The organism is Mesorhizobium sp. 1B3 (assembly GCF_050958605.1).
In the GTDB taxonomy this organism is placed as follows: Bacteria; Pseudomonadota; Alphaproteobacteria; order Rhizobiales; family Rhizobiaceae.
Map to the genome: position 1 here is coordinate 809,381 of NZ_JBJHDO010000002.1, position 21,567 is coordinate 830,947.

Sequence of the window (21,567 nt, forward strand, 5' to 3'; positions counted from 1 at the left end):
GATAAAAAAACAGAATGTGCTAGCCTCACCTCAAAACCAAAACAATAATGGGGAACCGTGAGAATGGCAGAGGGTCTGTTCAAGCATGGTATTGCGGCTGGCCGGCTCGCGCCCGCCCAATATGTCGAGAACTTCGCCGACCTGCATCCGCCGCTCGACGCACATGAAGCGCTGGTCGAAGCCGATCGTTGCTATTTCTGCTACGACGCACCTTGCATGCAGGCATGTCCGACCTCGATCGACATTCCCATGTTCATTCGGCAGATCGCGACCGGCAATCCGATCGGCTCAGCCAAGACGATCTTCGACCAGAACATCCTTGGCGGAATGTGTGCCCGGGTATGCCCGACCGAAACGCTGTGCGAGGAAGCCTGCGTGCGCGAGACGGCGGAAGGCAAGCCGGTGCAGATCGGCCGTTTGCAGCGCTACGCGACCGACACGGCGATGCGCCAGCACAAACAGTTCTACGAGCGCGCCGCTCCGACGGGACGCAGGATCGCCGTGGTCGGCGCCGGGCCGGCCGGGCTCGCGGCGGCGCATCGCCTTGCACGCTACGGTCACGACGTGACGATCTTCGAGACACGTCCCAAGTCGGGCGGCCTCAACGAATACGGCATCGCCGCCTACAAGAGCACCGACGATTTCGCCCAAGCCGAGATCGACTACGTGACGGCGATCGGCGGTATCAATATCGAGAACGGCAAGGCGCTCGGCCGCGACTTCCACCTGTCCGATCTCGTCGCGACTTATGACGCGGTCTTTCTCGGCCTCGGCCTCGCCGGGGTCAACGCCTTGCGCGCCGATGGCGAGGATGCGGACGGTGTCGAAAACGCGGTCGAGTTCATCGGCGCGTTGCGTCAGGCGACCGATCTCGGCGCGCTTCCCGTCGGTCGCCGCGTGGTGGTGATCGGCGGCGGCATGACAGCAGTGGACGCGGCGGTGCAGTCGAAGCTCCTCGGCGCGGAAGAGGTCACGATCTGCTACCGGCGCGGCAGGGAACATATGAACGCGTCGGAATTCGAACAGGATCTGGCGGCTGCCAATGGCGTTTCCATCCGTCATTGGTTGCAGCCCAGGCGCGTGATCGCGGACGCTGGAAAAGTCTCGGCGATCGAGCTCGAATACACGGCGCTGATGGACGGCAAGCTGACTGGAACCGGCGAGACCGTCGTGCTTCAGGCAGATCAGGTATTCAAGGCGATCGGCCAGAGTTTCGAGCCCGTGGCACTCAATGGAAGCGGCGCGTCGGTCATCCTCGAGGGCGGCCGCATCAAGGTCGACGAGGAGGGGCGCACGTCGCTGCCCAAGGTTTGGGCCGGGGGGGACTGCATCGCCGGCGGCGACGACCTCACTGTCTTGGCGGTCGCCCAAGGCCGTGATGCGGCGGAATCGATCCATCGCACGCTCGGCACGAACGGGAGGGCATGAGCATGGCGGATATCAGAAACAATTTCGTCGGCATCAAATCGCCGAACCCCTTCTGGCTCGCTTCGGCGCCGCCGACCGACAAGGCCTACAACGTCGTGCGCGCCTTCAAGGCGGGCTGGGGCGGAGTGGTCTGGAAGACGCTCGGGGAGGAGGGACCGCCCGTCGTCAACGTCAATGGCCCTCGCTACGGCGCGATCTGGGGAGCGGACCGGCGGCTGCTTGGCCTCAACAACATCGAGCTCATCACCGATCGCGAATTGCAGACCAATCTGCGCGAGATCAAGCAGGTGAAGATGGATTGGCCGGACCGTGCGCTGGTCGTGTCCCTCATGGTGCCCTGCGTCGAGGAGGCCTGGAAGGCGATCCTGCCGGTGGTCGAGGAGACGGGGGCAGACGGCATCGAGCTCAATTTCGGCTGCCCGCACGGCATGTCCGAGCGGGGCATGGGCTCGGCGGTCGGACAGGTACCCGAATATATCGAGATGGTGGTGCGCTGGTGCAAGGCCAATACCCGCATGCCGGTGATCACCAAGCTTACGCCCAACATCACCGACATTCGCCGCCCGGCGCGCGCCGCCAAGGCCGGTGGCACCGACGCCGTGTCGCTGATCAACACGATCAATTCGATCACCGCGGTCGATCTCGACAACTTCTCGCCGGAGCCGTCGATCGACGGCAAGGGCAGCCATGGAGGATATTGCGGGCCGGCGGTCAAGCCGATCGCGCTCAACATGGTGGCGGAGATCGCCCGGGATCCCGAGACGTACGGCCTGCCGATCTCCGGCATCGGCGGGGTGACGACCTGGCGCGACGCGGCGGAATTCCTGGCGCTCGGCGCGGGCAACGTGCAGGTCTGCACGGCGGCCATGACTTACGGCTTCAAGATCGTCCAGGAGATGATCGACGGGCTGAAGAACTGGATGGATGTCAAAGGCCATACCTCGCTCGACGACATTGTCGGCCGTGCCACACCGAACGTGACAGATTGGCAGTATCTGAACCTCAACTACATCGCCAAGGCGCGGATCGACCAGGATCTCTGCATCAAGTGCGGCCGGTGCCATATCGCCTGCGAGGACACCTCGCACCAGGCGATCACAAGCTTCGTCAACGGCCAGCGCCATTTCGAGGTGATGGAAGAGGAATGCGTCGGCTGCAATCTCTGCGTGAATGTATGCCCGGTCGAAAGCTGCATCACCATGGAGCCGCTGCCGGCGGGTGTGCTCGACAAGCGGACGGGCAAGACCGTGTCGCCGAGCTACGCCAATTGGACGACGCATCCCAACAACCCGATGGCGAAGGTGGCCGCCGAATAGGCTGCCGCTTCGCCTCACAGGGCTCGCAAGGCTGCCGAGCCGAGACCAAACCGCCCTGCCGTCGATGGATAGCGGGGCGGTTTGGTGAGACCGATGGGGATCTTTGACCGGTCGCGAGTTCCCCTTACTGTCCTGCCGGACATCTGTCCTTGCCCATACGCGGGAAGAGAAGTCGGCCGCTCGGGTTTCGCCAGTCGCGACGGCGGGCGGTCGGCGTCGCGAGAATGCGGCAAAAACAAAGACCTAAAGCGTGTCACCTGAATCCGATTGTCTGCGATACGCTTTAGGTCAAAAGAGATCGAGCGTTCGCAGCAGGCTTTCAAATGTTACCTGCGGCGCCTTGTCGGCCTGTCCGACCGGGTGCGCACCGTCTCCGGATATGCGCTTGCGTATGTTGCTGGGGCTATATCCGAACTGCTGCGTGAAGGCGCGACTGAAGTTTGCGGCTGAATCGAAACCGACCGCCAGAGCGACCGTGCCGACTTTTTGGGCGTCGGAAGGATCTGCCAGCATCGCATGAGCTGCGGCAAGACGCCGTCGGCGGATATAGTTCGCAACGCCGCCAGACGTTTCAAAAAGCTCATAGAGCCGTGTTCGCGAGATCGCCAGTTCCCTGGCTAGCGCGTCCGGCGTAAGATCGGGTGAAGCCAGATTGCTCAGAATGAAGCGCCTCGCGCGCGTCATAAGACCGATTTGCGAGATCTGATCGTTATCGTCGTTATGATCCACCAACGGTGTGACCGTGTCGACCACCATTGCCAGTATGCGGTTTCTGATTCCCGGAAGGTCGGCTTGCGTGAAGCGATCGAGATTGGCTTCGACACTCGACAGATGATCGATCAGCAGTCTGACTCGGTGGCCGCCCAGGACAACGTTGTTGCATGCCGCAGGCAAGCCACCACCATCGGCAAACAAATCGACCGGAACGATTAAACTGAGCGATTCGGTTGCCAGCGCTCGGCCGCTGAACGGTTGGCCCAGAGAGCGAATTTCCAGCATGCCCGGTTCATTTTGAGCAACACGTCCGTCAACTCCCGTCCAAGTGCGACCGGTGCGGAGAAAAGTGATCTGCCAATGGTCAATCGGGCTGAAGCGCACCATGTCTGCCGAACGTTCATAGCGGAAAGCCGGAGCGGTCTGTTGCACGAACAGCATACCGCCCAAATTCCACACGGCTTGCCGGGCGGCAAATCCATCCTTGGGATCGATATTGTCCGGCAAGCGCGTATTTAGCAGTGCGGACATGTGCTCCCGCCAGGCAGGAAACTGCCGGTCAAGTGGGAACCCTTCCGTTTCAAAGCGCAGCGGGACCAAGCAAGGTCCAAGGACCGCCTCTTGAACAAGTGGAGCCTGCGACACGCGCGGCCAGCGCCGACGTTCGACAAACTCCGACGCGAGATGGGTATCTTTGTCTTCATCATGCATCATCGCGTATCCAATCATGCGCCCGCCCGGAATGCGGCCACGTCCTGCCCCACAAGGGTCGGCGTCAACGTGGCATGGCCGTCGACGCGGTGCTGTTTCAGGGGATGGGCCGTTGTCATTGCCATGGGAATGGACTGTTCGGCGGCATAGGCGACAGTCCTGCCCTGCCAACTCGAGCAGGAGAGCGACATAAAAGCAAAACTTGCGGCCGAGACGATCAGGCCGTTTTTCCAGCCCCATTTATCGCCATGAAAGTAGCGCGCGCCGATCCAAGGTAGGCAGAAAGAATAGATTACGATGGCGTTACCGATAACGGTAGGCCAGAAGGCCCTTCCCTTGCTCTGAATTACACGAAGAAATTTTTTTAATACTTGATCAGCAACAATCTGAGATGACAAGAGACTGTGTTGTATTTTGTTAGTTTCTTCCAATAAAATCAAATTTTATAATTCCCAGTCAATTGAGCTTAGACTGAACCTCAATGCGAGTACGGCGTCAGCGTTCGTTGGCATTAAGAGCGCAACTTATGAATTTGTCCATATGTCGCCGCCAACTGACGATTGCTCCACCGCTATCCAACCGACCCTGAACCATCGATGAATGGTTCTCCCCGTTCAGGATTGAGGTCCTGTCGTTAGTTCGCTCCCGCGAGCCGGACCGTCTGGACCTGCAGCGTCTCGGTCGCAAACAGCTTGGCCGGTCGCCATCCGCAAAAATGGACGTTTTGAGAAGTTTCCGGATTCCCTGATATCGCAACCAAGTAGGCGGAGCGATATCAGCAACCGTCAAATTCACGTCAGGAACAAGTCAAATTAATCGCTGAAGCAAGCCGGATTGGCACAATTGATTGTCATTGGCTTCTTCGAGGGAATTGATCAAACATTCTGGAGATTGTTATGGAGATTGTGTTCAATTCTCCAAGAAGAAGCCGTGTGTATTCTTCTGGGCCTCGGGTACTTGTCGCGGGCGGCGCGGGGTTTCTTGGATCTCATCTTTGCGAGCGTCTTTTGCGCGAGGGTCGGTCCGTCATCTGCGTGGATAATTTTTCTACGGGACGGATGGAAAATCTGCGCCATCTGTTGCGCTTCGACACGTTCAGCTATGTCCGTCACGACATCGTCGATCCGATCGATGTGCCGGTGGATGAAATCTACAATCTTGCCTGTCCGGCGTCGCCGCCGCACTATCAGGCCGATCCGATCCACACGATGAAGACCAGCGTGATCGGTTCGCTCAACCTTCTCGAATTGGCTGCACATTATCAGGCGCGGATTTTCCAGGCGTCCACTTCGGAGGTCTATGGCGATCCGCATGTACATCCTCAGCCCGAAGGCTATTGGGGCAACGTCAATTGCTTCGGGCCGCGCTCTTGCTACGACGAAGGCAAGCGCTCTGCCGAAACGCTGTTCCATGATTTCCATAAGCAGTACGGCGTCGACATTCGTATCGTGCGCATCTTCAACACCTACGGACCGCGTATGCGTCCCGATGACGGCCGGGTCGTCTCGAATTTCATCGTGCAGGCACTCAAGGGGGAGGACATCACCGTCTATGGCGACGGTTCGCAGACGCGCTCCTTCTGTTACGTCGATGACCTGATCGAGGGCTTCTTCCGTCTCATGAACAGCGAACCGGCCATCCAAACGCCGGTCAATCTCGGTAATCCCGGCGAGTTCACCGTGCGCGAGCTGGCGGAGAAGATCGTCGAGGTGACGGGCTCGTCTTCCAGGATCGTCTATCGTCCGTTGCCTGTTGACGATCCGCGCCAGCGGCGGCCCGACATCGCCGTGGCCAAGCGCGAACTGGGATGGCAGCCTGCCGTCGTCTTGGACGATGGCCTGAAATCGACGATCGCTTACTTCGAACGTCAACTGGCGCGGCCCGCCGAGGAACTCGCCGAGGTTGCGTGATGACCAAGCAGAAAGCACTCGTCGTCGGGGGCGCAGGCTTCATCGGCAGCCACACCGCCAAGCTCTTGTCCAGGCAAGGCTATGAGCCTGTCGTCTACGACAATCTCTCGACGGGGCATCGCGCGGCCGTTCGCTGGGGGTGTTTCCTCGAAGGTGACATTCTCGACACGCAGCGGCTGGTCGCGGCGATCGAGGAACACGATCCGATCGCGGTGATCCATTTCGCCGCATCGGCCTATGTGGGAGAGTCCGTCGAGAATCCGGCGAAATACTATCGGAATAACGTCAACGGCACGCAGTCCCTGTTGGAAGCATGCCGGCTGACGGGCGTGCGCAATCTCATTTTCTCGTCGAGTTGCGCGACCTATGGCATTCCCGATCGTCTCCCGATCCGTGAAGGGGAGGCCCAGCACCCGATCAACCCATACGGCCGCACCAAGCTGATCGCCGAGCAGATGCTGGCCGATTATTCGGCCGCCTATGGGCTGCGCTATGTGGCGCTGCGTTATTTCAACGCCTCCGGCGCCGATATCGATGGCGAACTGGGCGAGTCCCATAGTCCGGAAACGCATCTTATCCCGCGGGCGATGATGGCGGCGGCGGGCAGCATCGACTTCCTGGAAGTCTATGGCGACGATTACGATACGCCGGACGGCACCTGCATCCGCGATTACATCCATGTCGCCGACCTGGCGCGCGCGCATGTGCTGGCCGTTGAACATCTGATCGGCGGGGGCGCCTGTCTGGCTGCCAATCTCGGGACCGGACGCGGCACGTCCATCCGCGAAATCCTCGAATCGATCAGCCGGCTGACCGGCCGCAATGTGCCGGTCGAGATGCGTGCGCGCCGGGCAGGCGACCCGCCGGTTCTCTATGCGGATCCAACGTTCGCTGCTGAAAAGCTCGGTTTTCGGGCTGTCTATTCCGACCTTGATACCATCATTCGCACTGCTGCTCCCTTTTTCGGCCTGGAGCTGCGGGCATGAAAACGCGTCGGGCAAACGACGGCGTTTCCCGGAGCGCGCCCTTGATGGTGCCGGTCTTTTCCGGATGGCGACGCGCGGAGTACCTGGCCGGTGCGGCACTTTGGGCCGCGGCGCTCGTCTATTTCTGGCACTGGTGGCTGGAGCCCGCCAACCACGTGCGGCTTTGGGGCTCCATCCTTGTGACGGCGATCCTGGCCTGGGTCACGTTGCTGCCCGCTTATTTCATCGTGCTGTTCTTTCGCGCTCGCCGGCCCGACGGCCCGCTGAATCTGCCCGCAGGCAGTCGCATCGCCATGGTCGTGACCAAGGCTCCCTCCGAGCCGTTCGAGGTGGTGGCCGAAACCTTGCGAGCCATGCTGGCGCAGGATGTGCCGCACGACACATGGCTAGCCGACGAGGATCCTTCGCCAGCCACGCTCGCCTGGTGCCGCGAACATGGCGTCTTCGTTTCCACGCGCAAGGGACGCGAGGATTATCACCGCCACACGTGGCCGCGCCGCACGCGCTGCAAGGAAGGCAATCTCGCCTTTTTCTACGACCACTACGGCTATGAGCGCTATGATTTCGTGGTGCAGCTCGACGCAGATCATGTGCCGGAACCGGGCTATCTGTTCCAGATGCTGCGTCCCTTCGCCGATCCTGCGGTGGGTTATGTCTCGGCGCCCAGCATTTGCGATCGCAACGCTGCGGAAAGCTGGTCGGCCCGGGGGCGTCTCTACGCCGAAGCCAGCATGCATGGGTCATTGCAGGCCGGTTACAACAATGGCCTCGCTCCGCTTTGCATCGGTTCGCATTATGCGGTCCGCACACAGGCGCTGAGGGAAATCGGCGGTCTTGGCCCGGAACTGGCAGAAGACCATTCTACGACACTCATGATGAATTCCTACGGCTGGCGCGGGGTTCATGCAGTCGACGCCATAGCCCATGGCGATGGTCCGCGCACCTTCGCGGATCTGGTGACGCAGGAATTTCAATGGTCGCGCAGCCTTGTGACGATCCTACTGCAATATTCGCCGAGGCTCGTGCGTACCCTGCCGCCGCGGCTGAAATTCCAGTTCGTGTTTTCGCAGTTCTGGTATCCCTTGTTCTCTCTGTTCATGGCGCTGATGTTTATCTTGCCGACCGTCGCGCTCGTGCTCGGGGAAAATTTCGTCGGCGTCACCTATCCGGATTTCCTGCAGCATTTCCTGCCTCAGGCTATCATCCTGATCGGGCTTGCCCTTCGCTGGCGCGCTTCCGGCACGTTCCGTCCCTACGACGCGAAAGTGCTCAGCCTCGAAATGACGCTGTTTCTGTTCGCGCGCTGGCCTTGGGCGGTAGCTGGAACGCTTGCGGCGTTGCGCGACTGGTCGACGGGTTCCTTCGTGGATTTCCGTGTGACGCCGAAAGGTGCTTCCGACGTGGATCCCTTGCCGGTCCGTGTGCTTGCACCCTACGGGTTCCTGGCGATTTGCTCGATCCTGCCGGTATTGCTCATCCCGGATGCCAGCGAGAGCAGCCGCGGCTTCTATGTCTTCGCCATCATCAATGCCCTGATCTACGCGGTCCTCCTTTTCGTCATCGTATTCCAGCATGCACGCGAGAATACGGTTCGCTACCGATCGCGGGTCTATCGGCCGGCACTCGCGACGAGCCTGCTTGCTCTTGCGGCGCTGCCCAGCTTCGCCTCGCTCGAACGAGGCCGTGACGGGATCGAGGCGCTCGCCTGGGGTACGACGAGTTTCACTCTGTTCGATGATCGCTTTTCGGTTGCCGGGGCAGGCATTGGCGGCCGCGACGTTCACAAGACCGTTTTCAATCCGCGCTGGCGTACGAATGGAGCCAGCGGTTCAAATTCAGCAATAGGAGGCAAAGGACGCACATGAAAATCGCAGTCATTGGAACGGGTTATGTCGGACTGGTCAGCGGGACCTGCTTCGCCGCCTGGGGCCACGAAGTCGTATGCGTGGACAAAAACGTCGGCAAGATCGCCGGTCTCGAGCGGGGTGTCGTGCCGATTTACGAACCAGGTCTGGACGAACTGGTGGAACGCAATTCTGCTGCCGGCCGGTTGCGCTTTACCTGCAATCTCGCCGAAGCGGTGAAAGGCGCGGCAGTCGTGTTCATCGCGGTCGGTACGCCGCCGCGTGCCGGTCACGGCGATGCCGATCTGTCGTTCGTCTATATGGCTGCACGTGAACTGGCCCCCCTCATCGACGACAATGCCGTTGTGGTCGTGAAATCCACCGTTCCGGTGGGCACGGGCGATGTCGTGCAGAAGATCGTCGGGTCGGTGCGAAAGCCAGGGACGTTCTCCGTGGCCTCCAATCCCGAATTCCTTCGCGAAGGTGTCGCCATCGGTGACTTCCTGGAACCGGACCGGGTCGTGATCGGTGTCGAGGACGAGCGTGCGCGCAAGGCTCTCCTGGATCTGTATGGAGCACCGCTCGAGGCGCGAAAGACGCCGATCATTGTCACGCAGCGCCGCACTTCGGAGCTGATAAAATATGCAGCGAATGCGTTCCTCGCCACGAAGATCACCTTCATCAATGAACTGGCCGATCTTTGCGAGCATGTCGGCAGCGACGTCAGCCAACTGGCGCTAGGTATCGGGCTCGACAAGCGCATCGGGGCAAGCTTCCTCAATGCAGGTCCCGGCTATGGCGGGTCCTGTTTTCCGAAAGATACGATGGCGCTTCTGCGGACCGCCCAGGATCACGGCGTGATCCTGCGGATCGTCGAAGAAACGGTCACCGCCAACGAAGCGCGCAAGCGCCGCATGGCTTTGAAGGTGACAGACGCTCTGGGCGGCGATGTCGAAGGCCGGACCATCGCGGTTCTGGGGCTTACCTTCAAGCCCGATACGGACGACATGCGTGACGCGCCATCCGTTCCCCTCATCGAAACCCTTCAGCGTTTCGGCGCCAATATCCGGGCCCATGACCCGGTGGGTATGGAGAATGCCGACCGCATACTCTCGGACGTCGAGTTCTTTGACGACGCCTATGAATGCGCGCAGGGCTCGGATGCCGTTGTCGTTATCACGGAATGGGACAGCATCCGCAAACTCGATCTGGCCCGCTTGAAGAAGGCCATGCGCCAGCCGATCTTGATCGATCTTAGAAATGCATTTGAACCAGGTGTCGCGGAAGCAGTCGGCTTTCGTGTATCGGCCATCGGCCGCTCAACCACGGTCCGGCACGAAGCTGCTGCGGCAGACGCGCTGCCGTATGCGGCGGGCCACGTTCATCGAGTGCGCGAAACGGAAGGTGCTCATTTCGAAATGGTGGGAGGGGTCAATGGCGATCTCTAGGTTCGAAATGGCCCGAGTCCTGCCGAGTGTCCGGATGCTTGCGGCAGCCGCATGGGCTCTATCGAGTATTGCTCCGGCCGTTGCCGCTTCTGTGCAGGATACTGTTCTGCCGGAAGGAACACGTCCCATGACGGCGGGCGAGATCTACGAGATCTATCGAGACAAGAGCTGGCGGTGGGAAGATGGCGCCGGCCAGATGAAGGCATCACCCCGGCAGTTTAGCGCATGGGCCGACGGCGAGAACGGTAAATCCTGGGCGGAAGGTCGCTGGCTCGTCACCGAGACGGGTCGGATGTGTTTCGATGCGACATGGCATACCGAACAGGGCGCATTTCCGGCTAAGACCTGTTTTTCGCACCGCGTGGGCAAAAGCGCGATCTATCAAAAACGTGAGCCCGATGGTGCCTGGTATGTATTCCGCCATGTCCGGCCTCGCGAAGACGACGAGGCCAGCAAACTGGTCTCACAAGACTTGGTTTCTCGACAACGCGACAGCCTGAAGGCCGCTCTTGAGGCGGTCCAGCCATCCGCACAATAAGGAAGTAGGGGCGATGAAAAGTCTCTTTAAGATAACCGCGGCTTTGCTTGGCTGCGTGTTGATTTCCGGTGGTGTTCTTGCCGCCAGAGGGGTTTCGGGCGCGAGCGTCGACACCCGCGATCCGTCCGGCGAAAGTACGGGCGCCGATCCGCTCGACACATTTCATGACAAACGCCCGGTCATCACGCCGCAATCACTGACGCCCGGCGCCTATGATCCGCATGGCGACTTTACGAACGATCCCAATTCCAGGATCGAACACCTGTTCCTCCCATGGGAGGACGTGGATCTGGCCAGCCTCAGTGCCGCGGACGCCTATGCGCTTGAGCGTGGGCGTTCGCTGATGATTACCATAGAACCATGGTCATGGGCGCGTGACTGGCGGGTCAGCCCGGATGACCTTCTGAGCGGCATTCTGAGCGGCCGCTACGATGGCAATATGTCGGCCGTCTGTTCCGCCGCTGGGAACCTGAAAAGCCCCGTTACGATCCGTTGGGCTCAGGAAATGGATGACAAGGAAGGGCAGTTCACGTGGTCATTCTGGAAGGCCGAAGGTTATGTGAAAGCCTACCAACATGTGGTCGACATCTGCCGCAAGCATCTGCCGTCGGCGAAATACATGTGGTCTCCGAAAGGGGAGGAGGGCCTGGAAGCTTATTATCCGGGAGACAACTATGTCGACATCATCGGTTTGTCGGTTTTCGGCTATCAGCCCTACGACAAGCTGGAGGTCGGTCGCGATACGACGTTCGTCGAGCGTACCAAGCCCGGCTATGATCGCGTGACAAGCTTCGGCAAGCCGATCGCCATTGCGGAGCTCGGCTATGAAGGCAACGACGACTACGTGCGGAATTGGGCTGCGGAAGCCAACAAGCCACATGCCGAATTCCCTGCATTGACCGCGGTTGTCTACTTCAACGATCGTGAAGTCTATCCGTGGCCAAGGAACGTTGGCCTGCCCGACTGGCGCGTTGCAAACCACCCGCTCGACTGATCCATGAACCTCGACAGAGCGGTTGGGCGTGTCACCACGCTCCCGATCTGTTCACCCCCACTTGTTTCCACGCGATTCCGAACGTGCGTTCGCACCGGAATTGCCTCGTTCGACAGGAAGTAAAAATGTATTCAATTCGTTCCGCTCTCGTGACCGCAGCACTTTCCGCGCTCTTGGTGGCCGGCAATGCCAGCGCCGCTCCGAGACTAAACGCAGACGCCGCGATGACGAAACTCGCAATGGCAGCGTCTCCGATGAAGGCCGTCGCGCTTGAAAAGCTCTATGCTGACCGCACCTGGAAATGGAAAACCGGCGGCGGGTTCTTTTCCACCGACCGGAAACGCTTCGTCGGCTGGGCGGGCAGAGGGGTCGGGCGATCCTACGGAGAGGGCCGCTGGTACGCGACGGATGCCGGAAAGCTATGCCTCCAGGCCATCTGGTCTGGCCTCGATGGTAGTGGCGCTGCGACCAAGTGTTTCCTGCACCGCGAAAAGAATGGCGTCATCTACCAGAAGCCTTCGCTCGGCGGGAAATGGTACGTTTTCCGGAACAACCCGGGTAAAAGCGACGACGAGGCGCGCAAACTGGTCAAGGGCGATCGGGTGAGCAACGACGTCTCACGTATCAAAGCCACTCGCCGATAACGAACAGAGCTGCCCAGCCGCTCAGGCTGCGGCAGCTCTGTTTCATCGCCGGGTCATTCTCAAATATCTGGTCGATTGAGCCTGCTCCGAGTATAGCAGCGTGCTTTTTGACCGAATCCGCTAGGCGTGCAGACGTAGGGATTGCTGGCGCGATATTGCGAAGCCGAAATCTTCACGATCCTGCCGTCAGGATTCTTGGCATAACGAACGCCGTCATGGGCCCGGTATTTGACAAGATAAACCGATCGCATTTCTTGTTTCGGCTTCCGAATTTCTCCCGCTTGCGCGTTCGAGGAAAGCATTGCAGACGCCGCAACCAGAGTTGCCGCTGTCGTCATCCATTTCAGGCCATTATGTTGCGCGTTCGAAAAGAACTTGTTGAGCGTCATCTGTTGGCCTCCAATATTTCTGCCTTGGAGAACCATATAGGGCGCACGATTTAAGCTTCTTGCCGGATTCTCCTGAAAATTTTCGGCAAATTGGTGCATCTCGGTGTCCCTCGTGAAACCGCAAGAACGCTCAATCGGACCCGGGGGCGGATATCCTAGATTTCCCTGATGTCGAACATGTAAAGCTCGACGCCTCCATCGGCAAAATTACCGAGATCGGCCGCAACGGCTTTGCCTTCAGGGGACTCGAGCGCGCTGGTGATCGCCTGCAGGGAATCGAAGGCCAGCGTCGCCACCAGATGGACATCGGCTGGGCCGGATGGCGTTTGGATGGCGCCCTGACTGATGTCGTATTCCCTCAGTCCAGGTATCTTCTTGGCTAGCGGCACGTGGGTTGCGTGGTAGTACCGATCGAATGCATCCTTGTCCTTCGGGGTCTTGTAAAGCGCTACTAATCTGGCCATGGCCTTCCTCCTGTTCTGAATTGAGGAACAATGCTTTTCCTTTGTGACCGGCACAACAGAACTAAAGTCGGGGTACAAGGCAAAGAGAAGAGCGGTTGGAGTCTTGCGCGCTCCATGTTTTTCGGGATCAATCCTCGCGGGCGGCGGGCTGATGCTTCGGAGGAGGAAGATCAGTGGCGTCCGGAAATCAGCTAGAACATTTCCAGTCGAGGCGGAACGCTTCTTGGCTGGGCGGTGCTTCCATCGCGTTGACCATCGCGTTTGCAGCCGTTCCCGCTTCGCCTGCGGCGGCCGACAACGAGTGGATCGGCACTTGGACGGCAAGTCCGCAACCGGTGTGGGGCCCCGACTTTTTCGCCCCTCTCGAGTTTCCCCGCAATCTCTGGAACCAGACGATCAGGCAGGTGGCGCGCGTGTCCATCGGCGGCGACAAGGTTCGCATCGTCCTGTCGAACGAATATGGCGACATGCCGCTGACCATCGGGCCGGTGCGTGTCGGGCTTTCCGATGGCGAGGCGACTGTCAAGGCAGGGTCCAATAAGGCGGTGACCTTCGGCGGCGAGGAGACCGTGACCATCCCGCCGGGCGCGCCGGTCGTGAGTGACCCGATCGATCTCAAGGTAGAGCCTTTGGAGAGCCTTGCGATCAGCCTCTTCCTGCCGAAGGTGGCACCGACCACCACGATGCACTGGGACGGCCGACAGACCGCTTATATCGTTGCAGGCGACAAGACGGCCGATGCCGACTTCAAGCCGGATGCCACCACCCTTTCCCGGCTGTTCCTGAACGGCATTCTCGTCGATGCGGCGGACGATGCGCGTGCCATAGTCACCTTCGGGGACTCGATCACCGATGGCGATGGTTCGACCGCCGATGCCAATCATCGCTGGCCCGATCTCTTGGCCGAGCGTCTGAAGGAAGCAGGTGGCCCGCCCGTCGCGGTGCTCAACGAAGGCATATCGGGCGCGCGCGTGCTCAGCGACCGGATGGGCGTGAACGCTCTTGCGAGGTTCGACGAGGATGTCCTAAGCCATCCGCAAGTCGACACCGTTATCCTGATGATGGGGATCAACGACATAGGCTGGCCGGACTCGCCGCTCGACAGCGGCCCTGCACCGTCGGCCGAAGATGTCATCAATGGCTACAAGCAACTCATTGCTCGTGCGCATGATCACGACATCCGCATCATCGGAGCCACGCTCACGCCCTTCGCTGTCGCTTTTAAAGGAACCCCGCTCGAAGGTTATTACAGTGAGGAGAAGGAGGCCAAGCGGGTGGCAATCAACGAATGGATCCGCAACAGCAAGGCGTTCGACGGCGTTATCGATTTCGACGCCGTGGTGCGCGATCCGGCAAATCCGAAACAGATCCAGAAGGCCTATGACAAGGGTGACAATCTTCACCCCAACGACGCCGGCTACAAGGCGATGGCGGAGGCGATCGATCTGAAGCTGCTGGCGGAAGATTGAAAGACGAGGGTGTCGGTGATCGACCGTTCGCGCAACACCCCCTTTCTGCCCTGCCGGGCATCTCCCCACAAGTTTGGAGATTGGCTGTCACGCATGGTTTCGCCAATCGTCGACGTGGCAGAAGACGCGCCGATGTCAAAGCTGCCAATCTCCCCCGTGTGGGGGAGATGTCCGGCAGGACAGAGGGGGGTGGCTAGGCGCGGCGCGAGCGGTCAGCGACCTGCTCGCCACTAAATCAAGCCGGCGAAGGCTCTACGCACCCGCGCCTGCTTTCCTCACGACGCAGCGGAAGCCGACATGGCTGGTGGAAGTGTCGATCGGTTCCGCGTGGCGGGCTGCAGGCCGATAGCGGCGGCAGTAGTTGGGGGCGCACAGATGTGAGCCGCCTTTCAGGACCTTGCGCGGTATCCTTACGTGCGGCTGTTGGGGGTCGTAGCTGTTCTCGATCGGGCCGCCGCGAGGATTGACCGGCACGCAGCAGGCCTTCGGCGCGTCTTCGGGATGGCGGCTCGACCAGAAATCGCTCGTCCATTCCCAGACATTGCCGATCATGTCGTAAAGCCCGTAGGCGTTCGGGGGAAAGGTCGTGACGGGAGAGGTCCGTTCGAAGCCGTCGCTCCTGAGGTTTTCATGCGGGAACATTCCCTGCCAGGTGTTCGCCATGTGGCGGCCGCCCGGTGTGAACTCGTCGCCCCAGGCGAATTCGGCACCCTCCAGCCCGGCGCGTGCGGCGAATTCCCATTCGGCCTCGGTCGGCAGATCCTTACCCGCCCATTGCGCATAGGCAAGGGCGTCCGAATAGGCGACGTGGACAACGGGGTGGTCGTCGAGACCTTTGATGCTGCTGCCCGGCCCGTAGGGCCTGCGCCAGTTGGCGCGGAACTTGAAATCCCACCACTGGCCCCAGTTGCGAAGATCGACCGGTCCCCGCGGCGGCGTGAAGACCAGCGATCCGGCCTTGAGCATGTGGGGCAGGGCGCCCGGATAGTCGGCGGGGTTGGGCGGTATCTCGGCGAAGGTCACATGCCCGGTCGCCTCGACGAAGCGCCGAAATTGCCGGTTGGTGACAGGGGTCTTGTCCATGAAGAAACCATCCACCTCGGCGCGGTGCACGGGCTTTTCCTCGGGATAGTGCTTGTCAGATCCCATCCGGAACGTGCCGCCCTCGATCCACACCATGTCGGCATGGAGGTCTGCGGGAGGCTGGACGTTTTTGTTCATGGTGCGTCTCTATTTCGCCGCCGGGAAAACGTTGAGCCAGTCGGACTTCATGTCGACGATCGTCCAGCCCTTGGCCATGCCCTCGTCGAGCGCCTTGTCGAGCTTACCGATATGCGATTGCCGATCATAGGCCCATTCTCGATCGGCGTCCGTGTGATGGACGATGCCCATGAAGCGGGCGCCGTCGCCGGCCGCCGTCCATTCCAGCATCTGTTGGTCGCCGTCCGAATTGCCGAAGGCGAAGATCGGGCGGCGCCCGATGAAGCGATTGATGCCGACCGGCTTGCCGGGACCGTCGTCGACAAATTCGACCTTGGGCTCCTTGACCAGCGCGGGCTTGCCGTCGGGGCCGAGTTCGAACTTCACGATGCCGGATGAGCCGACTACCTGCTCGGGCGGTATTCCGTAGACACGCTCCGCGAAAACCCGCATGAATTCGACGCCGCCACCAGACACGATGAAGGTCTTGAAGCCGTTGTCGCGCAGATAGCCGAGCAACTCCAGCATCGGCTGGTATACCAGCTCGGTATAGGGACGATCGAAACGTGGGTGCCGGGCGGTCTCGACCCAGCCTGCCACCAGTTTCGAAAACTCCGTGGTGGTGATCCCGCTATGGGTCGCCGCCACGATTTCGACCAATCCCTTCTCGCCCGCGGCAGCGAGCCCTTTCGGATCACCGGCGATGGCCGATTTGAATGGCTCCGTGGTCTTCCATTCCGGATGGTCGGGCGCCATCGCCTTGATGCGATCCAGCGCGAAAGCCAACTGAAAATAGACCGGCTGCTCCGCCCATAGCGTCCCGTCATTGTCGAAGACGGCGATGCGCTCTTCGGGCTTGACGAAATCGGCGCCGCCCTCCGTGGTAACGCGCTCCACAAAGTCGGTAATTGCGGATTTCACCTGGCCGTCCTTCCAGGAGGGCAGCGGATCGGATTGCGCCTGTGCCGCGCAGATCAGGATCAGAAGCAGCAGAGGGACGACCGACCAGCCCTTCAGAAATCTCACGATCCGTTCGGCCATCGAACTCTCTCCCTTGTGCTGGTTATCGCGGCATCCGCAGTCATCAAAAGGAATTGTACGTCGCTGATTGTATCGAGGGCCAGAGCTTAACAGTAACAGAGGAGGGCAACTCCTGACCCGACACGCATCTTGGCCGTACAATGCCACGCATACCCCATTGTTACAGTAACAAACTTTCGCGTGCAGCTTGGCGACACTAGGCTGCCCACGTCTCGGAACATGCCCTCCGGGCACGGTCCTCGGAACGCTTGTTTTCAGGAGGTTCGAAATGCGGAAGAGAACGAAACTAGGGGCGATGCTGCTTGCGGCGGCAAGCGCCCTGGTCGTGGGGGCGACGTCATACGCCCAGGACCAAGCTGCTCAAAAACCCAATATCCTGGTCATCTTCGGCGACGATGTCGGCCAGTCCAACATCAGCGCCTACACGCACGGCTTGATGGGTTACAAGACACCCAACATCGACCGTATAGCCAATGAAGGCATGATGTTCACGGACTACTATGCCGAGAACAGTTGTACTGCCGGACGCTCGTCTTTCATCACAGGGCAGACGCCTTGGCGGACGGGGCTCTCGAAGGTCGGTGTTCCCGGAGCACCGGTCGGCCTGCAGGATCGGGATATCACCATAGCCCAGGCGCTCAAGCCGCTTGGCTACGGCACGGCTCAATTCGGCAAGAACCACCTGGGTGATCGTGACGAGTATCTACCTACCGCGCACGGTTTCGACGAGTTCTTCGGCAATCTCTATCACCTCAATGCCGAGGAGGAGCCGGAGCGGCCCTATTGGCCGGCGAACGACCAGGCCTTCCTCAAACTCTACAACCCGCGGGGTGTCTTGAAGGCCACTGCCGACGGCAAGGTCGAGGACACCGGCCCCCTCACCGTCAAGCGCATGGAGACGATCGACGACGAGACCACGGGCGCGGCGATCGACTACATCAAGAAGCAGGCCGAGGCTGGAGAACCCTTCTTCACCTGGATGAACTTTACGCGAATGCACATCTTCACCCATGTTCGCCCGGAATATGAGGGCAAAGCAGGGCTGGGCAAGGGCTATTTCTATGCCGACGGCATGTGGGAAATGGACCAGAACGTCGGAAAATTGCTGCAGACGCTCGAGGACCTGAAGATCGCCGACAATACGATCGTCGTCTTCACGACCGACAACGGGCCGAACGCCTTCACCTGGCCGGACGCGGCGACCACGCCGTTCCGCAGTGAAAAGGACTCCAACTGGGAAGGTGCGTTCCGCGTGCCGGCCATGATCCGTTGGCCAGGCAAGATCGAACCTGGTTCTGTATCCAACGAGATGTTTTCCGGGCTCGACTGGTTCCCGACGCTTCTTGCGGCCGCGGGCGATACGGACATCAAGGATCGACTGTTGAAGGGTACGAAAGTCGGGGACAAGGACTTCAAGGTCCATCTGGACGGCTACAACCAGTTGCCCTACCTGACCGGCGATCAGCCCAAGGGCGAACGCACGGAGTTCTATTATTTCAACGACGACTCCGAACTGGTTGCCATGCGCTTCGACAATTGGAAGTTCGTCTTCTGCGAGCAGAAGCAGCCGGGCCAGTTCGATATCTGGGCTAATCCGTTTACCTGCTTGCGGGTGCCCAAGATGTACAATCTCAGGATGGACCCTTACGAGCACGCCGACATCTCCGGCAGCGGCTACGATCAGTGGCGGGTGGAGAATGCCTATCTCTTCGCGGACGCAGTTGCGAGGTCTGCGGCGTTCCTCGAGACGTTCGTCGAGTATCCGCCGAGCCAGCCGCCGGCGAGCTTCTCGGTGGACCAGATCGTGACTGATGTCAGGGCAAAGATCGCCGAGAAGATGAAGGAAGCGGCTCCGGCACAGTAATCCTAACATGATATATCCGCCGGTGCGCCTTTGGCGTGCCGGCGGACGTCGAAGAGCGATTGCGTCCCCGAATGAAAGCAGCAAGCCGACGGATGAAGATGGGGCAGCCACAGGCGACGACTCGCGCCGCGGCTATGAGCTTCGTGCTGCCCGCCTTGCTGCTGTTCGGTTCGGGGCTGACTGCCCTGATTTTCCAGGTGCTCTGGATCAAGCAGCTTTCCGTCGTCGTGGGTGTAGATATCCACGCCGTCACGGCGGTCGTCGCCGCTTTCTTCGCAGGACTCGCCATAGGCGGGCTTCTATTGGGGCGCGTCGCCGACCGTACGGCCCGACCCTTCCTCCTTTATGCCATGCTGGAAGCAGGGGTCGCCCTGCTGGGTATTGCCGCCACGCTCGCGCTGGCCCGAGCTGCTCCCGTGTTCGTGACACTCGAAACCATCGCAGCACCGTTAGCCTGGTCCATGGTTTTCCTGCTCGTCGGCATCCCCGCCTGCCTGATGGGCGGCACGCTGCCGGCGCTGGTCCGTTCGCTGACCAGCACGACCAAAACGATCGGCTGGAATGGGGGCCGTCTCTACGCCGCCAATACGCTCGGCGCGATCGGCGGCGCGATCCTTTCGTCCTTTCTGTTCATTCCGAGCCTCGGGCTGACAGGCACCGGCTTCGCAGCCGCGACGATCGGGCTTGCCGCGGCGCTGGGTGCATTTTTCCTGGATCGACGCGCGCCGGTTGCCTTAGCGCGACGAGCCGCGCAGACCGCCGCTCCATTCTCCAACGACGCGCGTCTTGCAATCGGCCTTTATGCAGTCGCCGGCGGCATCGCGCTCGGCTACGAAGTCGTCTGGTCGCAATCGATCGTCCAATTCATGAGCACCCGCGCCTTCGCCTTCTCGGTGGTGCTCGCGACTTATCTCGCCGGCCTTGCGCTCGGCGCAGCGCTTTACGCTCGTTGGGCTGACAGGGTGCGTAATCCCTGGGGTGTTTTCGGCCTGCTCATCGCTCTTGCCGGCCTGGTCGCCCTGGCCGAGATCGCCTTTCTCGGTGATTGGCTGATCCGGTTCCAGGCCGCGGCCGACGGGCTCGCGCTGAGGCTGACCGGCAACGAACTCGCCGGCATGTGCGCGCGCTTTGCAGCGGCGGCGATCACGATCGTGTTCCTTCCGACGCTGCTGCTCGGCGCCGCTTTCCCGGCGGCACTGCGCCTCGCCGTCGGCGAAGGCCATGTCGGGCAGGGAGTGGGCACGGTGACGGCGCTCAACACGCTGGGCGGCATTGCCGGAACCGTCCTGACCGGATTCGTGCTCGTGCCGCAACTCGGTATTGTCCGCACACTCGGCCTGCTGGCTTTCGCAGCCGCGCTCGTCGGTGTGATCGCGGCGATGCGCGGCGCAGGCCGGCGCCCGCTTCTCGGCGCGATCGCGATCGGCGTCGCCGCATGCGTCATCGGCTTGGCCATACCCGCCGACCGCCTGGCAACGCTGCTGCCCGGCGCTCGCGCGAAAGAACTCGTCTTCTATCGGGAGGGCAGGGGCGCGACAGTGGCCGTGGTCGAGCAGGGCCAGGAGGGAAAGCGCTTTCGGCGCCTCTATATCCAGGGTGTCTCCAATACCGGCGACTCCCTGCCTTCTCTACGCTACATGCGTCTCCAGGCGCTGCTGCCGCTGATCACTGGAAAGAACGACCCGGAGTCGGTGCTTGTGGTGGGGCTTGGCACGGGCATCACCGCCGGAGCGACCTTGACCATCCCATCGCTCGAACGACGTGTCGTGGCCGAACTGTTGCCTGGCGTGCTCGACGCGTCCGCTGTTTTCAGCGGCAATTATCACATCCAGAACGATCCGCGCGTCGACATCCGCCTGCGCGACGGCCGGCGAGAACTGCTCGGCAGCGAGGAGACCTACGACCTGGTCACACTGGAGCCGCCGCCGCCGTCGGCGGCGGGCGTGGCCAATCTCTACTCGACGGACTTCTATCGCCTGGCCGCCTCGCGGCTAAAGCCCGGTGGCATGGTAGCGCAATGGCTGCCGCTCCCGACCCAGAATGCCGAGGACACGCGCTCGCTGGTGAAGAGCTTCATCGATGTCTTCCCTCATGCGAGCCTATGGACCACCGAGCTTCACGAGATGCTGTTGATCGGGTCGCAGCAGCCGATGCCGCTCGACCTCGCCACCATCTCCCGCCGCTTCGGCGAGCAGGCTGTTCGCGCTTCTCTGGAGGAGGTGGGCATCACGTCGCCGGCCGCATTGCTCGCGACCTGGATCACCGACAGGGAAGGCCTTGCCCGCTTTGCGGCGGACGCGCCGCCCGTCACCGACGACCGGCCGACGATCGAATACGCGACCTGGGTCCGGCGCGACGAATTCACCCCCGTCCTTGTCGAATTGTTCGCCCTGCGTGGCGACGTGCCCGTGATCGGAGCCGGTACCGGCTTCCAGACGGAATTGCGTCGCGAGCGCGACCTGCTCGATACTTTCTATCAGGCCGGCGTCTATGCCTATATCGGCGATCGGCGCGGCTGGAACAGCCAGATGGACAAGCTTACCGCGGCCGGCGGCGGCAATGCTTACTACGATTGGTTCTCGACCGGTCAGGATCCGTAGCGCGGGA

18 protein-coding genes are annotated in these 21,567 nt (G+C 60.9%); 12 read left to right on the forward strand and 6 right to left on the reverse strand.

The window, feature by feature from the left end; genetic code table 11:
- Positions 1–63: 63 nt before the first annotated feature.
- Both ACCO56_RS08740 and preA read left to right on the forward strand, forming a co-directional pair.
- Entirely contained in the window at positions 64–1,428 is a 1,365-nt protein-coding gene (locus ACCO56_RS08740) for an NAD(P)-dependent oxidoreductase (protein WP_433639636.1), read from the forward strand.
- Positions 1,429–1,430: 2 nt separating this feature from the next.
- A complete protein-coding gene (preA, locus tag ACCO56_RS08745) occupies positions 1,431–2,744 on the forward strand; it encodes an NAD-dependent dihydropyrimidine dehydrogenase subunit PreA (protein WP_433639638.1) in 1,314 nt (437 codons plus the stop codon).
- 288 nt (positions 2,745–3,032) lie between these two features.
- Here the strand turns inward: preA and ACCO56_RS08750 are convergent, their stop codons facing one another.
- On the reverse strand, positions 3,033–4,172 hold the full coding sequence (locus ACCO56_RS08750; protein ID WP_433639639.1) for a helix-turn-helix domain-containing protein: 1,140 nt from the start codon (positions 4,170–4,172) through the stop codon (positions 3,033–3,035).
- A gap of 11 nt (positions 4,173–4,183) precedes the next feature.
- Positions 4,184–4,609: a hypothetical protein gene (locus ACCO56_RS08755; protein WP_433639642.1), complete on the reverse strand. Its 426-nt coding sequence runs from the start codon at positions 4,607–4,609 to the stop codon at positions 4,184–4,186.
- A 456-nt stretch (positions 4,610–5,065) separates the two neighbouring features.
- Here ACCO56_RS08755 and ACCO56_RS08760 point away from each other — a divergent pair, with 456 nt between their 5' ends.
- The 7 genes from ACCO56_RS08760 to ACCO56_RS08790 all read left to right on the forward strand — a co-directional run bounded on the left by ACCO56_RS08760 (position 5,066) and on the right by ACCO56_RS08790 (position 12,533).
- Positions 5,066–6,079: a UDP-glucuronic acid decarboxylase family protein gene (locus ACCO56_RS08760; RefSeq protein WP_433639644.1), complete on the forward strand. Its 1,014-nt coding sequence runs from the start codon at positions 5,066–5,068 to the stop codon at positions 6,077–6,079.
- The gene (gene galE / locus ACCO56_RS08765; RefSeq protein ID WP_433639646.1) at positions 6,079–7,065 is read left to right on the forward strand and encodes a UDP-glucose 4-epimerase GalE; all 987 of its coding nucleotides are present in this window, start codon (positions 6,079–6,081) and stop codon (positions 7,063–7,065) included. The genes ACCO56_RS08760 and galE overlap by 1 nt, the downstream gene beginning before the upstream one ends.
- Positions 7,062–8,930 carry a glycosyltransferase family 2 protein gene (locus ACCO56_RS08770; protein ID WP_433639647.1) on the forward strand — a complete coding sequence of 623 codons (1,869 nt, stop codon included), beginning with the start codon at positions 7,062–7,064 and terminating at the stop codon, positions 8,928–8,930. The genes galE and ACCO56_RS08770 overlap by 4 nt, the downstream gene beginning before the upstream one ends.
- Positions 8,927–10,357, forward strand: a complete 1,431-nt coding sequence (locus ACCO56_RS08775; protein WP_433639649.1) for a UDP-glucose dehydrogenase family protein — start codon at positions 8,927–8,929, stop codon at positions 10,355–10,357. Before ACCO56_RS08770 ends, ACCO56_RS08775 begins: the two co-directional genes overlap by 4 nt.
- The gene (locus ACCO56_RS08780; protein WP_433639651.1) at positions 10,344–10,895 is read left to right on the forward strand and encodes a DUF995 domain-containing protein; all 552 of its coding nucleotides are present in this window, start codon (positions 10,344–10,346) and stop codon (positions 10,893–10,895) included. Before ACCO56_RS08775 ends, ACCO56_RS08780 begins: the two co-directional genes overlap by 14 nt.
- Before the next feature lie 13 nt (positions 10,896–10,908).
- Entirely contained in the window at positions 10,909–11,889 is a 981-nt protein-coding gene (locus ACCO56_RS08785; protein WP_433639847.1) for a glycoside hydrolase family 26 protein, read from the forward strand.
- A 125-nt stretch (positions 11,890–12,014) separates the two neighbouring features.
- Positions 12,015–12,533 (forward strand): DUF995 domain-containing protein, encoded by a 519-nt coding sequence (locus ACCO56_RS08790; RefSeq protein ID WP_433639653.1) that lies wholly within the window; start codon positions 12,015–12,017, stop codon positions 12,531–12,533.
- Positions 12,534–12,592: 59 nt separating this feature from the next.
- On the opposite strand, the gene ACCO56_RS08795 is transcribed toward ACCO56_RS08790, so the two are convergent.
- Both ACCO56_RS08795 and ACCO56_RS08800 read right to left on the reverse strand, forming a co-directional pair.
- Positions 12,593–13,021 (reverse strand): hypothetical protein, encoded by a 429-nt coding sequence (locus tag ACCO56_RS08795; protein ID WP_433639655.1) that lies wholly within the window; start codon positions 13,019–13,021, stop codon positions 12,593–12,595.
- A 56-nt stretch (positions 13,022–13,077) separates the two neighbouring features.
- Entirely contained in the window at positions 13,078–13,386 is a 309-nt protein-coding gene (locus tag ACCO56_RS08800; protein WP_433639656.1) for an EthD family reductase, read from the reverse strand.
- A gap of 173 nt (positions 13,387–13,559) precedes the next feature.
- Here ACCO56_RS08800 and ACCO56_RS08805 point away from each other — a divergent pair, with 173 nt between their 5' ends.
- On the forward strand, positions 13,560–14,855 hold the full coding sequence (locus ACCO56_RS08805) for an SGNH/GDSL hydrolase family protein (protein WP_433639658.1): 1,296 nt from the start codon (positions 13,560–13,562) through the stop codon (positions 14,853–14,855).
- Positions 14,856–15,107: 252 nt separating this feature from the next.
- Here ACCO56_RS08805 and ACCO56_RS08810 read toward each other — a convergent pair whose 3' ends face one another.
- Positions 15,108–16,076, reverse strand: coding sequence for a formylglycine-generating enzyme family protein (locus ACCO56_RS08810; protein ID WP_433639661.1), 969 nt, complete (start codon positions 16,074–16,076; stop codon positions 15,108–15,110).
- A 9-nt stretch (positions 16,077–16,085) separates the two neighbouring features.
- Positions 16,086–17,096, reverse strand: coding sequence for an HAD family hydrolase (locus tag ACCO56_RS08815; protein ID WP_433639664.1), 1,011 nt, complete (start codon positions 17,094–17,096; stop codon positions 16,086–16,088).
- A gap of 268 nt (positions 17,097–17,364) precedes the next feature.
- On the opposite strand from ACCO56_RS08815, the gene ACCO56_RS08820 reads away from it, so the two are divergent.
- Both ACCO56_RS08820 and ACCO56_RS08825 read left to right on the forward strand, forming a co-directional pair.
- Positions 17,365–18,960, forward strand: coding sequence for an arylsulfatase (locus tag ACCO56_RS08820; RefSeq protein WP_433639666.1), 1,596 nt, complete (start codon positions 17,365–17,367; stop codon positions 18,958–18,960).
- Positions 18,961–19,052: 92 nt separating this feature from the next.
- Entirely contained in the window at positions 19,053–21,560 is a 2,508-nt protein-coding gene (locus ACCO56_RS08825; RefSeq protein ID WP_433639667.1) for a fused MFS/spermidine synthase, read from the forward strand.
- Positions 21,561–21,567 lie beyond the last annotated feature (7 nt).